This is a genomic window from Pseudomonas vranovensis, assembly GCF_040438935.1.
GTDB lineage: Bacteria > Pseudomonadota > Gammaproteobacteria > Pseudomonadales > Pseudomonadaceae > Aquipseudomonas > Aquipseudomonas vranovensis.
This window is the reverse complement of record NZ_CP159259.1, coordinates 3011776-3030890: the sequence shown is the minus strand read 5'-3', so window position 1 is coordinate 3030890 and position 19115 is coordinate 3011776. Positions and strand designations below refer to the sequence as shown.

Annotated in this window: 17 protein-coding genes; 12 read left to right on the top strand and 5 right to left on the bottom strand. The window is 60.7% G+C overall.

The window, feature by feature from the left end; translation table 11 throughout:
* Positions 1-5 precede the first annotated feature (5 nt).
* Genes ABVN19_RS13935 through ABVN19_RS13915 form a run of 5 tightly spaced genes read left to right on the top strand, consistent with a single transcriptional unit; the run spans position 6 to position 4518 of the window.
* The gene (locus ABVN19_RS13935) at positions 6-938 is read left to right on the top strand and encodes a ChaN family lipoprotein (RefSeq protein WP_105642776.1); all 933 of its coding nucleotides are present in this window, start codon (positions 6-8) and stop codon (positions 936-938) included.
* A 26-nt stretch (positions 939-964) separates the two neighbouring features.
* A complete protein-coding gene (locus ABVN19_RS13930) occupies positions 965-1909 on the top strand; it encodes a ChuX/HutX family heme-like substrate-binding protein (protein ID WP_105642777.1) in 945 nt (314 codons plus the stop codon).
* Positions 1906-2742: an ABC transporter substrate-binding protein gene (locus ABVN19_RS13925; RefSeq protein WP_105642778.1), complete on the top strand. Its 837-nt coding sequence runs from the start codon at positions 1906-1908 to the stop codon at positions 2740-2742. The genes ABVN19_RS13930 and ABVN19_RS13925 overlap by 4 nt, the downstream gene beginning before the upstream one ends.
* A complete protein-coding gene (locus ABVN19_RS13920) occupies positions 2739-3749 on the top strand; it encodes an iron chelate uptake ABC transporter family permease subunit (RefSeq protein ID WP_051270678.1) in 1011 nt (336 codons plus the stop codon). The genes ABVN19_RS13925 and ABVN19_RS13920 overlap by 4 nt, the downstream gene beginning before the upstream one ends.
* 1 nt (position 3750) lies before the next feature.
* A complete protein-coding gene (locus ABVN19_RS13915; RefSeq protein ID WP_105642779.1) occupies positions 3751-4518 on the top strand; it encodes an ATP-binding cassette domain-containing protein in 768 nt (255 codons plus the stop codon).
* 13 nt (positions 4519-4531) lie between these two features.
* On the opposite strand, the gene ABVN19_RS13910 is transcribed toward ABVN19_RS13915, so the two are convergent.
* The gene (locus tag ABVN19_RS13910; protein WP_051270674.1) at positions 4532-5485 is read right to left on the bottom strand and encodes a FecR domain-containing protein; all 954 of its coding nucleotides are present in this window, start codon (positions 5483-5485) and stop codon (positions 4532-4534) included.
* Positions 5482-5997: a sigma-70 family RNA polymerase sigma factor gene (locus tag ABVN19_RS13905; protein WP_105642780.1), complete on the bottom strand. Its 516-nt coding sequence runs from the start codon at positions 5995-5997 to the stop codon at positions 5482-5484. Before ABVN19_RS13905 ends, ABVN19_RS13910 begins: the two co-directional genes overlap by 4 nt.
* Before the next feature lie 188 nt (positions 5998-6185).
* Here ABVN19_RS13905 and ABVN19_RS13900 point away from each other — a divergent pair, with 188 nt between their 5' ends.
* The 7 genes from ABVN19_RS13900 to ABVN19_RS13870 all read left to right on the top strand — a co-directional run bounded on the left by ABVN19_RS13900 (position 6186) and on the right by ABVN19_RS13870 (position 15222).
* Positions 6186-6488 (top strand): DUF6388 family protein, encoded by a 303-nt coding sequence (locus ABVN19_RS13900; RefSeq protein ID WP_105642781.1) that lies wholly within the window; start codon positions 6186-6188, stop codon positions 6486-6488.
* Between the two features lie 265 nt (positions 6489-6753).
* Entirely contained in the window at positions 6754-8064 is a 1311-nt protein-coding gene (gene tig, locus ABVN19_RS13895) for a trigger factor (protein WP_105642782.1), read from the top strand.
* Positions 8065-8155: 91 nt separating this feature from the next.
* The gene (clpP, locus tag ABVN19_RS13890; RefSeq protein ID WP_028945303.1) at positions 8156-8797 is read left to right on the top strand and encodes an ATP-dependent Clp endopeptidase proteolytic subunit ClpP; all 642 of its coding nucleotides are present in this window, start codon (positions 8156-8158) and stop codon (positions 8795-8797) included.
* Positions 8798-8903: 106 nt separating this feature from the next.
* The gene (gene clpX / locus ABVN19_RS13885; RefSeq protein WP_028945302.1) at positions 8904-10187 is read left to right on the top strand and encodes an ATP-dependent Clp protease ATP-binding subunit ClpX; all 1284 of its coding nucleotides are present in this window, start codon (positions 8904-8906) and stop codon (positions 10185-10187) included.
* A 150-nt stretch (positions 10188-10337) separates the two neighbouring features.
* The gene (lon, locus tag ABVN19_RS13880) at positions 10338-12734 is read left to right on the top strand and encodes an endopeptidase La (protein ID WP_028945301.1); all 2397 of its coding nucleotides are present in this window, start codon (positions 10338-10340) and stop codon (positions 12732-12734) included.
* Positions 12735-12882: 148 nt separating this feature from the next.
* Complete coding sequence (locus tag ABVN19_RS13875) at positions 12883-13155, top strand: HU family DNA-binding protein (protein WP_010224366.1); 273 nt, start codon at positions 12883-12885, stop codon at positions 13153-13155.
* A 195-nt stretch (positions 13156-13350) separates the two neighbouring features.
* The gene (locus ABVN19_RS13870; RefSeq protein WP_028945300.1) at positions 13351-15222 is read left to right on the top strand and encodes a SurA N-terminal domain-containing protein; all 1872 of its coding nucleotides are present in this window, start codon (positions 13351-13353) and stop codon (positions 15220-15222) included.
* 188 nt (positions 15223-15410) lie between these two features.
* Here the strand turns inward: ABVN19_RS13870 and ABVN19_RS13865 are convergent, their stop codons facing one another.
* Genes ABVN19_RS13865 through ABVN19_RS13855 form a run of 3 tightly spaced genes read right to left on the bottom strand, consistent with a single transcriptional unit; the run spans position 15411 to position 19114 of the window.
* Positions 15411-17018, bottom strand: a complete 1608-nt coding sequence (locus ABVN19_RS13865; RefSeq protein WP_028945299.1) for an ABC transporter ATP-binding protein — start codon at positions 17016-17018, stop codon at positions 15411-15413.
* 1 nt (position 17019) lies between these two features.
* Entirely contained in the window at positions 17020-18039 is a 1020-nt protein-coding gene (locus tag ABVN19_RS13860) for an ABC transporter permease (RefSeq protein ID WP_028945298.1), read from the bottom strand.
* Position 18040: 1 nt separating this feature from the next.
* Entirely contained in the window at positions 18041-19114 is a 1074-nt protein-coding gene (locus tag ABVN19_RS13855) for a microcin C ABC transporter permease YejB (RefSeq protein WP_028945297.1), read from the bottom strand.
* Between the last annotated feature and the right edge of the window lies 1 nt (position 19115).

The window sequence follows — 19115 nt, the reverse complement described above, 5'->3', positions numbered from 1 at the left end:
AATGAATGTACAAGCAAGGATTTGCAGCGCTGTGCCTGGCGCTGCTGATGGGCTGCGCCAGCGTCAATACCGCGCCACGGGAGTCGGTTTACGCCTCGATGGAAGCGAACATCGCGCAGTGGGGAGCGATTGTCGAGCTCGGCAGTGGCCGCCAGATCAGCGCGGCTGAGCTGATCGATGCACTAGCCCCGGCCAGTACGCTGATGGTCGGCGAAGTGCATGACAACCTGGCCCATCATTTGATCGAGCAATGGCTGGTCACCCGCCTGGCCGAGCGCCGTGCCCAGGGCGCTGTGGTGTTGGAAATGCTCGACAGCGACCAGCAGCGGCCGGTTGCCGATGTGCAGGCCTGGCTGCGCCAGGGCAATCAGGTGCGGCCACCGCGCTTGCGCCAGATCATGCATTGGAATGAGCGCTGGCCCTGGGAGCAGTACGGTTCGCTGGTGGAAGCGTTGATGCCGGCGCCGTTTCCGCTGTTGGCAGGCAATCTGTCGGTCACCGAGCGCAAGCGCTTGATGAGTGCCTCGGGGGCTTCTGTGCATGCGCTGTTTCCTACGCCCGCCATTGCGGCGCGTCAACGCCAACATATCGTCAGGATGCATTGCGGCCAGATTGATCAGGAGCGGTTGAACGGCATGCTTGCGATCCAGCATGCCCGCGATCTGCGCATGGCCCAGGTACTCGACAGCGCCGAGGCGCCCCGACTGTTGTTCGCCGGAACCCTGCATACGCTCAAGAGCCTGGGTGCTCCCCAGTACCTGGCCAAGGGGCCGCTGGACCCGGGCCTGAAGGTGCTGGTGATTGGCGAGCAGGGCCAGAGCCTGGCCGCTACCGATGCCGACTTTCTCTGGTTGCTGCCTGCCCATGATGCCGATGGCTCGGCGCTGGTTGCAGCCCCTGCCGAATGTGATCAACCCGTTTCAACCGCCGGGCATTGAGCCTGCCTTCTACAAGGAATTTACCGATGACTGTACTGACTGCAGCCGAACCCGGCGTGTGCCTGGATGCCGATTGTCTGCACCTTGATGTCCCTGCCGTAGAGGTGGCCGCGCACCTGCATGCGCTGGGGCCGGTGCTTACCCGCACGCCCGCCAGCCATGCGTGGATCGAACAGTTGGGGCGTTATCCGCAATCGGACGACATCAGCGAGGCTGGCCTGGTGATTGGCGACGATGGCCTGGACCTGCGGCTGAATCTGCGTGCCTGGTACTGGGTGGGCGTGTCTCATGATGCCGGCGCCGGCAGCTATGCCCTGAAGGTGTTCGATCGTCACGGGAGGCTGTTGTTGTGCGTGATGTCGGTGCCTGAATCCTCGCTGGCGGAGTGGAGGCAACTGTATGGCCGTTGTGTGGAGCGTCGGCCTGAATTCGCCCTCAAGGAACCCTTCGTCAGGCGTGAGTTGCTTGTGGCGGGGCTAGTGGAGGAGTGGGCGGCAATGAACAATGTCCATGAGCATTTTGCCTTGCTCAAGCGACATGGCCTGACGCGTTACGAGGGCAATGAATTGGTGACGCCCCAATTCGCCCGGCGCCTGGCCGAGAGCAGCCCGGTTGCGCTGTTTCGTCAACTGGCCGGCAGCGGGCTGGAGTTGATGCTGTTTGTCTACAGTGCGGGCAGTGTACAGATATTTACCGGGCAGTTGTCGGGCATGCATGCCTATGAAAACCGCCTGGTGTTCGAAATGCCTGCAACGTCACTGGCCGCTGCAACCTGTTTCAGCATTGTGGATGCCATGGAGGCGCAGACCTGGCGCGTGCACAAACCCAACGAGCGCGGTGGAGTGACCAGTCTTGAGTTGTTTGATGCCGAGCAGCGCTTGATCGTTCAGGTGTTTGCCCGCCGTCCGGCCGGTGAGCCGGAGCAAGTGGCCTGGCGCCAGTGGCTGGATGCGCTGGAGGCGATGCAATGAAGGGGCTTTGTCTGGGCGTATGCCTGTTGGTTGGCAGCACAGGGGTGTATGCAGGTGGTCAGGCGGCGGACACATTGGTCATTGGCAACGACCTCGCTGAAATTGTCGAGCGCCTGGATGCCGGTGCGCAGTTGGTCGGGCGTGATGACTCCAGCCGCTATCCGCCAGCAATCGCCAGCCTGCCTTCGGTGGGCTACCTGCGTCAGTTGTCAGCCGAAGGAATCCTCTCGCTCAAGCCAAAGCGAGTGTTGATCAGCGATGCGGCGCGGCCGGTGATCGTGTTGCGTCAACTGCAAGCGCTGGATCTTGAAGTGATCAGTGTCGCTCGCGGCAAAGGGATCGGCGACATAGCCGGCAAAATCGAACAGGTTGCCCGGGTGATGGACCGCCAGGCGCAAGGGCACCTGTTGGCCGAGGAACAGCAGCGCCTGGCGGCCGAGCTGGCCCGGATGCCGGTGCTCGAAGGGCCAAGGGCACTGTTCATTTTCAATCGGGCCGGCATGACCCCATTGATCATGGGCCGGGGCACCGAAGCCCACGCAGCTCTTGAACAGGCGGGTATCGAAAACAGTGCGCCCTTCAACGCCTACAAGCAGGTGGCGGCGGAGGCCATGGTGGCCCTGGCGCCTGATTTTGTCATTGTCAGCAAGGCGGGGCTGGAGGCGCTGGGTGGGGAAGAAAACCTCTGGCAACTCGGCGGCCTGGCCCATACGCCCGCCGGACAGCAGCGCCGCCTGGTCCAGGTTGATGACCAGGCATTGCTCAACCTGGGGCCGCGCACGGTCCAGGCCATGTTGCAGTTGCGCCGTGATGCCGGAGCCTTGTTCCCATGATGCAGGTGCGAGGTGCTTCGACGCAGACTCTTCTGTTGATGCTGGTGGGGTTGTGCCTGTTACTGGCGGTGTGCTCGTTGGTGGGCAGCATCGGGTTGTCGCCGGCGATATTTGTCGGCGTGATGCCTGCACCGCTGGAGTGGCAAGTCTGGTACGAAGTGCGCCTGCCGCGCCTGCTGCTGGCTGTGCTGGTGGGCTCCACCCTGGCGGCGGGCGGTACGGCCATGCAGGGCCTGTTCCGTAATCCGCTGGCAGATCCGACCTTGCTCGGTCAGGCCAGTGGCGCCGGGCTTGCGGTATCGGTCTGGGTGGTGCTGGTCAATGGCCGTTTGCCGGGCTTTGAGCTGTACGGGCAGTTTTTTGCAGGCTTTATCGGTGCCTTGCTAGTGACCCTGGTGATTTTCCGCATCGGACGGGGCAATCGGGGGCGTGAGTCCACTATTACCTTGCTGTTGGCAGGGCTGGTCATCAACACCCTGACGGGCGCGGTGGGCGGCATTCTTGCCTATGTCGCCAGCGAAGAGCAGCTGCGTCAGTTGAGCTTGTGGGGCATGGGCAGTCTCAGCAGCGCCCAGTGGTCGACCCTGAGCGTGGCCTGCATGGTGCTGCCGCCGGCGCTGTGGGTGCTGGCGCGGTGCGCGGCGGACCTGGACCTGTTCCAGCTGGGCGAGGTGTCAGCCCATGCTGCCGGCCTGAACGGCGGTCGCCTGAAAAGCCGGGTGGTCCTGGCGTCCTCGCTGGGGGTGGGGCTGTGCGTGGCGCTGACCGGGATCATCGGTTTCATCGGCCTGCTGGTGCCGCATTGCTTGCGCCTGTGCTTCGGGCCTGGACATCGGTTGCTGATACCGGCGTCGATGCTGAGTGGCGCCATCTTGCTGCTGCTGGCCGACACCCTGGCCAGAAGCCTGACCAGCCCCGCAGAAATTCCGGTAGGGCTGGTCACCAGTGTGATCGGCGGGCCCTACTTTTTATGGCTGCTGCTTGGGCGCAAGGTGCGGGAGTTCTGAAATGCTTGAACTGATCGATGTCAGTCTGGCGCAGCCGTTTGCGCTGGGGCCTTTGAAAGCCTCTATAAAGGAAGGGCAGTTGCTTGGCCTGATCGGGCCCAACGGTGCCGGCAAAAGCACGTTGCTCTCCCTGATCTCCGGCTACACCCGGCCAGACAGTGGCCAGATTCGCTTGCTTGGCCGGCCGCTGTCCGATTTCAGCGCCAGGCAACTGGCAAGCCGGCGCGCCCTGGTCACCCAGCAAATGGACAGCGTGTTTGACTGGCAGGTGCTGGAATTCATCCAGTTGGGGCAGCAGCATATCGGCGAACCGTGCCCGGGAATCATCGATGCCCTGGATATCCGTCATCTATTGTCACGCGGCGTGTTGTCGCTGTCAGGCGGGGAATTGCAGCGGGTGACCATCGCCCGCGCCATGAACCAGTTGGCGGTGAGTCCGGCTGCCAATGTGCGGGGTGACAACCAGGAGCGCTTGCTGTTACTTGACGAACCCACCAGTGCGCTGGATGTCGGCCAGCAGCAGAATTTGATGCGGGTACTGCGCTCGTTGGCGCGCTTGCCACGCATTGCGGTGGTGTGTGTGCTGCACGACCTGAATCTGGCCGCACGCTACTGCGACCGATTGTGGTTGCTGGAGCACGGCAGGCTGTGCGCCGAGGGCACGCCGGTGCAGGTGCTCAGGGAGGAGCGGATCGCCGACGTGTTCGGGGCGCAGGTCAAGGTGGTCGCGGACCAGTCGCAGGGCGTGCGCATCGATCTGCTGTCGTGAGCGTCGTGCCCGGTCAACGGGCGCTCAGGGTGATCCAGTAGCGGGAGCGGCGTTGTACTTGAATGGGCAGCGCGTGGCTCAGGGCATGGAGTACTGCGTCGCTGTCGCTCAGCGGATACACGCCGGAAATACGCAGGCCGGCCACGTCTTCACTGCAGCGCAGCACGCCTGGGCGGTAGCGCGCCAGTTGCCGGGCAAAGGCGTCCAGGCGCATGTCCTCGGCCACCAGCAGCCCTTTGCTCCAGGCCGGTTCCAGGGCATCGGGGGTGTTTGCGCTGGCCTGCCAGGTGTCCAGGCGGCTGCGTTCGCCGGGTTTCAGGCGCAAGGTATTCAAAGGGGCGTTCTGTGGCTGGAGTTCCACGCTGCCTTCAAACAGCGACACCCGGGTGCTGGTGTCCAGCAGTTCGACCAGGAAGCGCGTGCCCAGGGCGCGAATGCTGCCCTGCGGGGTCAACACGCTCAATGGCGCTGCGGCGTAAGGGGCGGCATGGCCGCTGTTGATCATCAGGCGACCGCTGTTGAGTTGCAGGTGTCGGTACTCGGCGGTCAGGTACACCACCACTTCGGTCTCGGCATCCAGGGTCAGCTGGCTGCCGTCATCAAGGTGCAGGGTACGGGGCGAGCTGGCGCCGTTGTTGTAGGCAATACCGGCGGTGGACTGGCTGCGGTAGAGCAGTTGCCCTGCGCATCCAAACAGGCCGAGCAAGGCCAGGGCCTTGATTGCGCTGCGGCGACTGCTGCCCTGGTCCTTGGACAGGCTCTGGTAGCCGGCGCGCCGGTCCAGGCCCGACAAGCGTTGGCGCAAAGCGTGAATATGCAGCCAGGCGCGCTCGTTCTCCGGGTCGGCCATGCGCCAGCGGTGCAGAGCCTGTTCTTGTTCGGGGTTGAGCGGGCCGTCCATGGTCTCGGTCAACCACTGGGCCGCTTCGCGAGTGGTGCGGGCGTTGAACGGGCTGGGTCGGCTCATGATGGCTGGGCAAAAAAGCAGTGTTGATTGGCGCGCACCAGGTACAGCTTTACCGAACGGGTGCTGACCTGCAGGCGTTCGGCAATCTCGGCTATTTTCAGGCCTTGCAGGTGCGACAGCAAAAACGCCTCGCGCACCCTGGCAGGCAGGGCGTCGAGCATACGGTCAAGCAGGGTCAGGGCTTCGAGGGCCAGCAGGCGGACTTCCGGTGAGGGTTCCACTGTCTCGGGCAGCAGCGCCAATGCCTCAAGATAGGCCTGCTCGACCATGCGCCGGCGATAGGCATTGGCCATCAGGCGCCGGGCCACCGTGGACAGGAAGGAACGGGGTTCGCGGATCTGGAACAAGTCCTTGGTGCTGAGGATGCTCAGGAACGTGTCCTGGGCAATGTCGGCAGCATGCTCCGGGCAACCGATGCGCTGACGCAGCCAGCGGTGCAGCCAGTGATGATGATCCTGGTAGAGCGTGTGCAGGCAGGCGTTGAGTGAGGTGGGGGTAGGGCTGGGTTCCATCGGGATGCTTGCCGGTGTGGAGCGAAAAGGTGTCGCAGTATATCGATTATCATTATCAAATGATAATAAATAGTATTTGGGTTGTTGCAGGCCGGTGCTGCGGTGTACTGGTGACAAAGGGCCAAAAGCTGATAGATTTCAGCCGGTTGAGGCCGTGGTCAGCGGCAAGGTGTGATGAGGACGGTCCCATGGTTTCAAAAGAACGCCAGGCCAGCGCGTTGCAGCGTTTCGCCCAGGCCAATCCGCGGTTGCTTGAAGAGATTGCCGGGCTCAGTGAGCATGAGCAGCAACAGCAGATCGAGTGGGTGTTCGAGGATGCCGCCCAGGCGCAGGGGCTCGAGCCCTGGGAGTTGACCTTGCAGTTGATCGCAGGCTCTGAAGATGAGCTCAAGGCCATGCGTCTTGAAGTGCATCGGGAAGTGGCCCAGGCGCTGGGGCTTGAGTGGGAAGACTACTGCAGCTTCAACGAGATCGACGAATCAGCGCCCTGAGGCGCTGTTTGTAGTGTTTTGACATGTATTTCTGGCTGCCCGAGGCCTGGCATATCCACCGAGTGCCGGCTGTAGCCAAGCCTTGGGCGGCGGGTCTTGAGCGTCCCCGGACACACTTTTTGCCGGGGGCTGTAAATGAAATGGACCGGCGTACTTTCCCGTCGTCTTGAACGGGGTGACTTCTGGCCTTTGAGCCACTAGAATGCTTGCCCTTGATTCTGGAGTCGGGTATCGCCGGCTAACGTCTGTGCAACGAGGAATATCCATGCAAGTTTCTGTTGAAAATACTTCTGCTCTCGAGCGTCGCATGACCATCGCCGTTCCGGCCGAGCGCGTCGAGACCGAAGTCAACAAGCGTCTGCAACAGACTGCCCGTCGCGCCAAGGTTCCAGGCTTCCGCCCTGGCAAAGTGCCGATGAGCGTGATCCGTCAGCGCTACGAAGACGCCGCTCGCCAGGAAGCCTTCGGTGACCTGGTTCAGGCTTCCTTCTACGAAGCTGTGGTTGAGCAGAAGCTGAACCCGGCTGGCGCCCCTGCCGTCGAGCCAAAGTCGTTCGAAAAGGGTAAGGACCTGGAATACGTCGCCATCTTCGAAGTATTCCCTGAGTTCACCGTTGCCGGTTTCGACTCGATCGCCGTCGAGCGCCTGAGCGCCGAAGTGGCTGATGCCGACCTGGACAACATGCTGGAAGTCCTGCGCAAGCAGAACGTCCGTTTTGAAGCCGCCGACCGCGCTGCCCAGAACGAAGACCAGCTGAACATCGACTTCGTCGGCAAGGTCGACGGTGAAGTGTTCGCCGGTGGTTCGGCCAAGGGCACCCAGCTGGTACTGGGCTCGGGTCGCATGATCCCAGGCTTCGAAGAAGGCCTGGTTGGCGCCAAGGCTGGTGAAGAACGCGTTCTGAACCTGACCTTCCCCGAGGACTACCAGAACCTGGACCTGGCTGGCAAAACCGCCGAGTTCACCGTTACCGTCAACAGCGTTTCCGAGCCTAAGCTGCCTGAGCTGACCGAAGAGTTCTTCGCCCAGTTCGGCATCAAGGAAGCAACCCTGGAAGGGTTCCGCACCGAAGTTCGCAAGAACATGGAGCGTGAACTGCGTCAGGCCATCAAGACCAAGATCAAGAACCAGGTAATGGACGGCCTGCTGGCTGCCAACCCGATTGAAGTGCCCAAGGCCCTGCTGGAAAACGAAGTCAACCGCCTGCGCGTTCAAGCGGTCCAGCAGTTCGGCGGCAACATCAAGCCAGAGCAACTGCCGGCCGAGCTGTTCGAAGAGCAAGCCAAGCGCCGTGTCGTACTGGGTCTGATCGTTGCTGAAGTGGTCAAGCAGAACGAACTGAAGCCAGACGAAGACCGCGTTCGCGAAATGATCCAGGAAATGGCTTCGGCCTACCAGGAGCCTGAGCAGGTCGTAGCTTGGTACTACAAGAACGACCAGCAGCTGAACGAAGTCCGTTCGGTTGTGCTGGAAGAACAAGTTGTGGATACTGTTCTGCAGAAAGCGACTGTGACCGACAAATCGGTCTCGTACGAAGAAGCTGTCAAGCCAGCGCAGGCTCCTGCCGCTGACTGATTTCCTTCTCTCGTAGGAAAACACCACAAGCCAGCCTTCGAGCTGGCTTGTGCGTATTCAAGACATGACTATTTGGGAGTGAGTGCAGGACATGTCCCGCAATTCTTATTATCAGCAGAGCTCTGACATCCAGGCCGCAGGCGGCCTGGTCCCGATGGTTATCGAGCAATCCGCTCGTGGCGAACGCGCCTATGACATCTACTCGCGCCTCTTGAAGGAGCGGGTGATCTTTCTGGTCGGCCCGGTAGAGGACTACATGGCCAACCTGATTGCAGCGCAACTGCTGTTCCTTGAAGCGGAAAACCCGGACAAGGATATCCATCTGTACATCAACTCGCCGGGTGGTTCGGTGACTGCGGGCATGTCGATCTACGACACCATGCAGTTCATCAAGCCTGATGTCTCTACTACCTGTATCGGTCAGGCGTGCTCCATGGGCGCCTTCCTGCTGGCTGCCGGTGCCAAGGGCAAGCGTCATTGCCTGCCCAACTCGCGGGTGATGATTCACCAGCCGCTGGGTGGCTTCCAGGGCCAGGCGACGGATATCGAGATCCACGCCAAGGAAATCCTCTCCATCAAATCGCGTTTGAACGAGTTGCTGGCCTACCACACAGGCCAGGACCTGGAGACCATCAAGCGTGACACCGAACGCGATAACTTCATGAGCGCGCAACGTGCCGCCGAGTACGGTCTGATCGACTCGGTACACGACAAGCGGCAAATGGCTGTCTGACAAGGCGCCAAAGCAGGTGGTTGGGCCTTCCCGCCACCTGCGGACTTGAAAAAGCCCGCAATTGCCTTCATCTTGTGTTGCAAGCCTACCGGATTGGATCGATCGAATGACTGACACCCGTAACGGCGAGGACAACGGCAAATTGCTCTATTGCTCCTTCTGCGGCAAAAGCCAGCACGAAGTGCGCAAGTTGATTGCCGGCCCCTCGGTATTTATCTGCGACGAGTGCGTCGACCTGTGCAATGACATCATCCGTGAGGAGGTGCAGGAAGCCCAGGCCGAAAGCAGCGCGCATAAACTGCCTTCGCCGAAAGAAATCAGCACCATCCTGGACCAGTACGTCATTGGTCAGGAGCGTGCGAAGAAGGTGCTGGCCGTAGCGGTGTACAACCACTACAAGCGCCTGAACCAACGCGACAAGAAGAACGACGACGTCGAGCTCGGCAAGAGTAACATCCTGCTGATCGGTCCGACGGGCTCGGGTAAGACCCTGCTCGCCGAAACCCTCGCGCGTCTGTTGAATGTACCGTTCACCATCGCCGATGCCACCACCCTGACCGAAGCCGGTTATGTGGGTGAGGACGTCGAGAACATCATTCAGAAACTGCTGCAAAAGTGCGACTACGACGTGGAAAAGGCCCAGATGGGCATTGTCTACATCGACGAAATCGACAAGATCTCGCGCAAGTCGGACAACCCGTCCATCACCCGTGACGTCTCGGGTGAGGGCGTGCAGCAGGCGCTGTTGAAGCTGATCGAAGGCACGGTTGCCTCGGTACCACCGCAGGGTGGCCGCAAGCATCCGCAGCAGGAATTCCTGCAGGTCGATACGCGTAACATCCTGTTCATCTGTGGTGGTGCGTTCTCAGGCCTGGAAAAGGTCATCCAGAACCGCTCCACCCGCGGCGGCATCGGTTTTGGTGCCGAAGTGCGCAGCAAGCAGGAAGGCAAGAAGGTTGGTGAATCGCTGCGTGAGGTCGAGCCTGACGATCTGGTCAAGTTCGGTCTTATCCCGGAATTCGTCGGTCGTCTGCCAGTGCTGGCAACCCTCGACGAGCTCGACGAAGCTGCCTTGATGCAGATTCTCACCGAGCCGAAGAATGCCCTCACCAAGCAGTACGCCAAGCTGTTCGAAATGGAAGGTGTGGACCTGGAGTTCCGTAGCGACGCGCTCAAGTCCGTGGCCCGCAAGGCCCTGGAGCGCAAAACAGGTGCTCGTGGCCTGCGCTCGATCCTCGAAGGCATCCTGCTCGACACCATGTACGAGATTCCTTCGCAGAAGGATGTCAGCAAGGTGGTGATCGACGAGAGCGTCATCGATGGCTCTTCGCAGCCGCTGTTGATCTATGAGAACAGCGAGCCGCAAGCCAAAGCTGCACCCGACGTCTGAGTCGCCAAACGGCTCGAATCTGCAAGGGGCCTTCGGGCCCCTTTGCTTTTCCTGTCGTGGAGCTTGTTTTTTTGCGGGCCTGCCCCCACATTAACTTCACGCTCAAATTCCATCGGTTTCCGGCCACAAGGCCGCTGTAGAGGCGAAATCATGAAGACCACCCTCGACTTGCCTCTTTTGCCATTGCGCGATGTCGTCGTCTATCCGCACATGGTTATCCCACTGTTCGTGGGTCGCGAGAAGTCCATCGAAGCCCTCGAGGCCGCCATGACGGGCGAAAAGCAGATTCTCCTGCTGGCCCAGAAGAACCCCGCTGACGACGATCCAGGCGAAGACGCCCTGTACCGCGTCGGTACCATTGCTACTGTCCTGCAGCTGCTCAAACTGCCCGATGGCACCGTCAAGGTGCTGGTCGAGGGCGAGCAGCGCGGTGCAGTTGAGCGTTTCAACGAAGTCGACGGCCATATCCGTGCCGAAGTTTCGCTGATCGACGAGTCGCAGACCGCCGAGCGCGAGTCTGAAGTCTTCGTTCGTAGCTTGCTGTCACAATTTGAGCAATATGTTCAGCTGGGCAAAAAGGTCCCGGCTGAAGTCCTGTCGTCGCTCAACAGCATCGATGAGCCAGGGCGCCTGGTCGACACCATGGCCGCGCACATGGCCCTGAAGATCGAGCAGAAGCAGGAAATTCTCGAGATCCTCGACCTGCCGACCCGTGTCGAGCATGTCATGGCCTTGCTGGATGCTGAAATCGACCTGCTGCAGGTCGAGAAGCGTATCCGCGGTCGCGTCAAGAAGCAGATGGAGCGCAGCCAGCGCGAGTACTACCTGAATGAGCAGATGAAGGCCATTCAGAAAGAGCTGGGCGACAGCGAGGAAGGGCACAACGAAGTCGAAGAGCTGAAAAAGCGCCTCGACGCCGCTGGCCTGCCCAAGGATGCCTATGCCAAGGCCCAGGCCGAGCTGAACAAGCTCAAGCAGATGTCGCCGATGTCTGCCGAAGCCACCGTGGTGCGCTCTTACCTGGACTGGCTGGTGCAAGTGCCGTGGAAGGCTCAGAGCAAGGTGCGCCTGGACCTGGCCAAGGCTGAAGAAATCCTCGATGCTGACCATTACGGTCTGGAGGAGGTCAAGGAGCGCATCCTTGAGTACCTCGCCGTACAGAAGCGCGTGAAGAAAATTCGCGGTCCGGTGTTGTGCCTGGTTGGGCCGCCGGGTGTTGGTAAAACGTCCCTGGCCGAGTCGATTGCCAGCGCCACCAATCGCAAGTTCGTGCGCATGGCCCTGGGCGGTGTGCGTGATGAGGCCGAGATTCGTGGCCATCGTCGTACCTACATCGGTTCGATGCCGGGTCGTCTGATTCAGAAGATGACCAAGGTGGGCGTACGCAACCCACTGTTCCTGCTCGATGAAATCGACAAGATGGGCAGCGACATGCGTGGCGATCCAGCCTCGGCGCTGCTTGAGGTGCTCGATCCCGAGCAGAACCACAACTTCAACGATCACTACCTGGAAGTCGACTACGACCTTTCCGATGTGATGTTCCTCTGCACCTCCAACTCGATGAACATTCCGCCAGCGCTGCTGGACCGGATGGAAGTCATTCGCCTGCCGGGTTACACCGAAGACGAAAAGATCAACATTGCGGTCAAGTACCTGACGCCCAAGCAGATCAAGGCCAACGGCCTTAAGAAGGGCGAGCTGGAAGTCGACGTGACGGCCATCCGCGACATCATCCGCTACTACACCCGTGAAGCCGGTGTGCGGGGCCTTGAGCGCCAGATCGCCAAGGTCTGCCGCAAGGTGGTCAAGGAGCATGCCGGCCTCAAGCAGGTGGCGGTCAAGGTCACAGGTGAGCAGTTGGAGCACTTCCTTGGGGTGCGCAAGTTCCGTTACGGCCTGGCCGAGCAGCAAGACCAGGTTGGCCAGGTCACGGGCCTTGCCTGGACCCAGGTCGGTGGCGAGTTGCTGACCATCGAGGCGGCGGTGATTCCAGGCAAGGGCCAGTTGATCAAGACCGGCTCGTTGGGCGATGTGATGGTCGAGTCGATCACTGCCGCGCAGACTGTGGTGCGCAGCCGGGCGAGAAGCCTGGGCATTCCTGCCGACTTCCACGAGAAGCGCGACACCCACATCCACATGCCTGAAGGCGCCACGCCCAAGGATGGTCCAAGTGCCGGTATCGGCATGTGTACCGCCCTGGTTTCGGCCCTGACGCAGATTCCGGTACGGGCCGATGTGGCCATGACCGGTGAAATCACCCTGCGTGGGCAGGTGCTTGCCATTGGCGGGCTTAAAGAGAAATTGCTGGCGGCGCACCGCGGTGGAATCAAGACCGTGATCATTCCGGAAGAGAATGTGCGTGATCTGAAGGAAATTCCTGAGAATATTAAGCAGGATCTACAGATTAAACCGGTCAAATGGATTGACGAAGTCCTCCAAATTGCGCTGCAATACGCCCCGGAGCCCTTGCCAGATGTGGCTCCCGAGATTGTCGCCAAGGATGAAAAGCGCGACAGCGATTCCAAGGAAAGAATTAGCACGCATTAGTACGTATTCGGCTGGGGGGCTTTCTTGACAGTATTTTCAGGCCCTTGTTATAAAGCGGCACTTAAGTGTCAACAGGCCACCCAGCGCTCGTTAAGCTTTTCATTACATACTTAGAAACAAACTCAATAGAGATATAAGGGGACTTAGAGTGAACAAGTCGGAACTGATTGACGCTATCGCCGCATCTGCTGATATTTCGAAAGCTAGCGCTGGTAAGGCGCTGGACGCAGTAATCGAATCCGTCACCGGCGCCCTGAAGGCAGGTGATTCCGTGGTACTGGTAGGTTTCGGTACCTTCTCCGTCACCGATCGCCCAGCTCGCACCGGCCGCAACCCGCAAACCGGCAAGACTCTGGAAATCCCTGCTGCCAAGAAGCCAGGCTTCAAGGCTGGCAAGGCACTGAAAGAAGCCGTCAACTAAGTCACTTCCTTCAGGCTTACGCCTAACCAGGCCAGGCACCTGCCTGGCCTGGCTGCTGAATGTCGGGAAGCGCCATAAGGCACCCGATGTTCAGCTGGTTACGAGAAGGCGCATCCTCGGATGCGCCTTTCTTCTATCAGGACTCTACCCACGCTCCACGGTTGTTTATTCAGTAAAACCGTTTCTGGGGGACGCATGCTGCAGAATATCAGGGACAATTCACAAGGTTGGATTGCCAAGACCATCATCGGTGTCATCGTAGCCTTGATGGCGCTGACCGGCTTCGATGCCATCTTCCAGGCCACCACCAACAGCCAGGATGCTGCCAAGGTCAATGGGGACACCATTAGCCAGAACGAGCTGAGCCAGGCCGTCGACATGCAACGTCGGCAGCTGATGCAACAGCTGGGCCGGGATTTCGATCCGGCGCTGCTCGATGAGAAGCTGCTGCGTGAGGCGGCACTCAAGGGGCTGATCGACCGCAAGTTGCTGCTCCAGGGCGCTGAAGACGCCAAGTTCGCTTTCTCCGAAGCCGCACTCGACCAACTGATCCTGCAAACGCCGGAGTTCCAGGAGGATGGCAAGTTCAGTGCCGACCGTTTCGACCAGGTCATTCGCCAGATGGGCTACGGCCGTCTGCAGTTCCGTGAAATGCTGGCCCAGGAAATGCTCATCGGCCAACTGCGTGCAGGCCTCGCCGGCAGCGGTTTCGTCACCGATGATCAGGTCAACGCCTTTGCACGCCTTGAAAAGCAGACCCGTGATTTCGCTTCGCTGACCTTCAAGGCCGACCCCGCTGCGGTCAAGGTCACCGACGAGCAGATCAAGGCGCATTACGATCAACACGCCAAGGAATTCATGAGCCCTGATCAGGTCGTCATCGACTACATCGAGCTGAAAAAGTCCTCGTTCTTCGACCAGGTCAAGATTGACGAAGACGAGCTCAAGGCACTGTACGAGAAAGAGATCGCCAACCTTGCCGAGCAGCGTCATGCCGCTCACATCCTCATCGAAGTCACTGACAAGGTGAGCGATGCGCAGGCCAAGGCAAAAGCGGAAGAAATCCAGCAGCGCCTGGCCAAGGGTGAAGACTTTGCCGCGCTGGCCAAGGAATTCTCCCAAGACCCGGGCTCGGCCAACAACGGTGGTGACCTGGGTTACGCCGGCCAGGGTGTCTACGATCCTGCCTTTGAAGAAGCGCTGTACGCGCTGAACAAGGATCAGGTCTCGGCGCCGGTACGTACCGAATATGGCTACCACCTGATCAAGCTGCTCGACGTTCAGGCGCCTGAAGTGCCGAGCTTCGCCAGCCTGAAAGACAAACTGACTGGCGAACTCAAGACCCAGCAGGTCGAGCAGCGCTTTGTCGAGGTGACCAAGCAGCTCGAAGACGCGGCGTTCGAAGCCTCCGACCTGGCCCAGCCGGCTCAGGAACTGAACTTGAAAGTGCAAACTGCACCTGCGTTCGGTCGTGAAGGTGGCGACGGCATCACTGCCAACCGTGCGGTGATCCAGGCTGCTTTCAGTGCCGAAGTCCTGGAAGAGGGTGCCAACAGCACCGCTATCGAGCTGGACCCGGAAACGATAGTCGTGCTGCGCGTCAAAGAGCACCGCAAGCCAGAGCAACTGAGCCTGGATGTGGTCTCGGACAGCATCCGCAAGCACCTGGCCCAGGTGCAGGCTACCGCCGCGGTGAAAGCCAAGGCTGATGCCCTGATCGCAGGCCTGCGTGACGGCAGCATTCCGCTGGCCGCTACCCAGGAAGGCCAGAGCTGGAAGGTTCAAGAGGCGGTTTCGCGCAGCCAGGAAGGTATTGATCCGGTCGAGCTGCAGGCACTGTTCCGCATGGGCAAGCCTGAAGCCAAGGACAAGCCGGTCTACGGCAGTGTCACGCTGAATGACGGCAGCCTGGTGGTATTGCGCCTGAACGGTGTGAACGAAGGTGCTGCAGCCACCGAAGAAGAGAAGGCGAATTATCGCCAGTTCCTCGCTTCCCGTGCTGGCCAGCAGGACTTTGCGGCGTACCGCAAGCAGTTGGAAACCAAGGCAGACATCACTCGCTACTGAGTGCTGTCGCTTTAAACAGGAAAGGCCGCGCAAGCGGCCTTTTCTGTTTCTGTGGAGCTTAGCCGCTGCCGCCAGGCTGCGATCGGTCGTGAAACGACCGCAACACCGGAACGGGCAGGTGTGTCACTGCTTTGCAGTCGATTGCAGCCTCGTGCCTTGGCCGCGGCTACTCCCGTCAGGTGATGCGCTTACGGTGTTGTCGGGGCCAGGAAGGCTGCCTCCAGCAGTTGCCGGGTATAGGTATGTTGCGGGGCGGCAAAGATATCTGCCGCTGCGCCTTGCTCCACCACCTTGCCTTGCTTGACTACCATCAGTTGATGACTCAATGCCTTGACCACCGCCAGGTCGTGGCTGATGAACAGGTAGGTCAGGTTGTACTTGGTCTGCAGTGAGCGCAGCAGCTCGACCACCTGGCGCTGCACGGTACGGTCCAGCGCCGAGGTGGGCTCATCGAGCAGGATCAGTGCCGGCTTGAGTACCAGTGCCCGGGCGATGGCGATGCGCTGGCGCTGGCCGCCGGAGAATTCATGGGGATAACGGTGGCGGGCCTGGGGGTCGAGCCCCACTTCGTGCAGGGCGGCAATAATGGCCTTTTCCTGCTCCGCCGCAGTGCCGATGCGATGGATGCGCAGCCCTTCGCCTACGATATCACTGACACACATGCGCGGGCTGAGGCTACCGAACGGGTCCTGGAAGACCACCTGCATCTGCCGGCGCAGCGGACGCACTTGCTGTTGGCTCAAGCCCTGAAGTGCGGTGCCCTGGAAGCGAATGTCGCCTTGGCTGCCAAGCAGGCGAAGGATGGCCAGGCCGAGGGTGGACTTGCCTGAACCGCTCTCACCCACGATCCCCAGCGTTTGGCCCTGGGGCAGGCTGAAGTTGATGCCATCGACTGCCTTGACGTGATCGACGGTGCGGCGCAACAGGCCTTTCTTGATTGGAAACCACACGCGCAGGTCGCTGACTTCCAGCATGGGTTTTCCGGCGGGGTTGTCAGCCGGGCCACCGCTAGGCTCGGCGCCGAGCAGCATCTGGGTGTAGGCGTGCTTCGGGCTCTTGAACAGGGTCGCGCAGTCGGCTTGCTCGACGATACAGCCACGCTGCATCACGCAGACTCGGTGGGCAACGCGCTTGACCAGGTTGAGGTCATGGCTGATCAGCAGCAGGGCCATCCCCAGGCGCGCCTGCAGCGACTTGAGCAGTTCGAGGATTTTCAGTTGGACGGTTACGTCCAGGGCCGTGGTCGGTTCGTCGGCGATCAGCAGCTCGGGTTCGTTGGCCAGGGCCATGGCGATCATCACGCGTTGCCGCTGACCGCCTGAGAGCTCGTGTGGCAGGGCCTTGAGGCGTTTGTGTGGCTCGGGTATGCCTACCAGGTCAAGCAGCTCCAGGGTGCGCTCAGTGGCCGCCTTGCCACGCAGGCCTTTGTGCAGCAACAGGATTTCGTTGATTTGCTTTTCGATGTTATGCAGCGGGTTCAGCGAAGTCATCGGCTCTTGGAAGATCATCGCGATGCGGTTGCCACGGATGCGGCGCATCTGCTTCTCGTCCAGGGTCAGCAAGTCCTTGCCTTCGTAATGAATGGTGCCGGACGGGTGCCGGGCCAGGGGGTAGGGCAGCAGGCGCAGGATCGAGTGGGCGGTGACCGACTTGCCCGAGCCGCTCTCGCCGACCAGTGCCAGGGTCTCGCCGCGGCGAATGTCGAAGCTGATGCCTTCGACCACGCGCTGGACCTGCTCGCCGCTCACGAACTCGACAGCCAGGTCGCGCACTTCGATCAAGGTTTCGTTGCTCATGTCATTTCCTCGGGTCGAAGGCATCGCGGGCGGATTCACCGATAAACACCAGCAAGCTGAGCATCAGGGCCAGCACGGCGAAGGCGCTGATGCCCAGCCAGGGTGCCTGCAGGTTGGACTTGCCCTGGGCAACCAGCTCGCCCAGGGACGGTGCGCCCGGTGGCAGGCCGAAGCCAAGAAAGTCCAGGGCGGTCAAAGTGCCGATGGCGCCGGTGAGGATGAACGGCATGAAGGTCATGGTCGAGATCATGGCGTTGGGCAGGATGTGGCGGAACATGATCGGGCCATCTTGCATCCCCAGGGCACGTGCTGCCCGCACATATTCAAGGTTGCGCCCGCGCAGGAACTCGGCGCGCACCACGTCCACCAGGCTCATCCAGGAGAACAGCAGCATGATGCCCAGCAACCACCAGAAGTTGGGCTGGACGAAGCTTGCGAGGATAATCAGCAGGTACAGCACCGGCAGGCCAGACCAGATCTCCAGGAAGCGCTGCCCGGCCAGGTCTACCCAGCCGCCGTAGAAACCCTGCAGCGCGCCGGCAAGCACGCCGATGATCGAGCTGAGAATGGTCAGGGTCAGGGCGAACAGCACCGAGATGCGAAAGCCGTAGATCACCCGCGCGAGCACGTCGCGGCCCTGGTCGTCGGTGCCCAGCCAGTTCTGTGACGAGGGCGGTGCGGGGGCGGGTACCTTGAGGTCGTAGTTGATGCTCTGGTAGCTGAACGGGATTGGTGCCCACAATACCCAGCTGTCCTTGGCGGCCAGCAGTTCGCGGATGTAAGGGCTCTTGTAGTTGGCTTCCAGGGGGAACTCACCGCCAAAAGTGGTTTCCGGATAGCGCTTGAGCGCCGGGAAATACCACTCACCGTCATAGCGAACGGCCAGCGGTTTGTCGTTGGCAATCAACTCGGCGCCCAGGCTCAGACCAAACAGGATCAGGAACAGCCACAGCGACCACCAGCCACGGCGATTGGCCTTGAAGCGCTCGAAGCGCCGGCGATTGAGAGGGGACAAGTTCATCTCAGTTCTCCCGGCTGGCGAAGTCGATGCGTGGATCGACCAGGGTGTAGGTCAGGTCGCCGATCAGCTTCACCACCAGCCCCAGCAGGGTGAAGATGAACAAGGTGCCGAAGACCACCGGGTAGTCGCGGTTGATGGCTGCCTCGAAGCTCATCAGGCCGAGGCCGTCGAGGGAGAAGATCACCTCGATCAGCAGGGAGCCGGTAAAGAAGATGCCGATGAAGGCCGAAGGGAAACCGGCGATCACCAGCAGCATGGCGTTGCGAAACACATGACCGTAGAGCACCCGGTTAGGGCTCAGCCCCTTGGCCTTGGCGGTGACCACGTACTGTTTGTTGATCTCGTCGAGAAAGCTGTTCTTGGTCAGCAGGGTCATGGTCGCGAAGTTGCCGATCACCAGGGCCGTGACCGGCAGAACCAGATGCCAGAAATAGTCGAGGATCTTGCCGGTGGTGCTCAGCTCGTCGAAGTTGTTGGAGGTCAGGCCGCGAAGTGGGAACCAGTCCAGGTAGCTGCCGCCTGCGAACACCACGATCAGCAGGATGGCGAACAGGAACGCCGGAATGGCATAGCCGATGATGATCGCCGAGCTGGTCCAGACGTCGAAATGGCTGCCGTGGCGGGTGGCCTTGGCAATCCCCAGGGGAATCGAGACCAGGTACATGATCAGGGTGCTCCACAGCCCCAGGGAAATCGACACCGGCATCTTCTCGATGATCAGGTCGATGACCTTGGCGTCGCGAAAAAAACTGTCGCCAAAGTCCAGCCGGGCGTAGTTCTTGATCATGATCCACAAGCGTTCCGGCGCCGACTTGTCGAAACCGTACATCTTTTCGATTTCCTTGATCAGGGCCGGGTCCAGTCCCTGGGCGCCCCGATAGTTGGAGCCCGCTACCGAAACCTCGGCACCGCCGCCGGCGATGCGACTGGTGGCGCCCTCGAAGCCTTCAAGTTTGGCGATCATCTGCTCGACCGGGCCACCCGGGGCGGCCTGGATGATCACGAAGTTGATAATCAGGATGCCCAGCAGTGTCGGGATGATCAGCAGCAGGCGGCGAAAGATATAGGCCAGCATC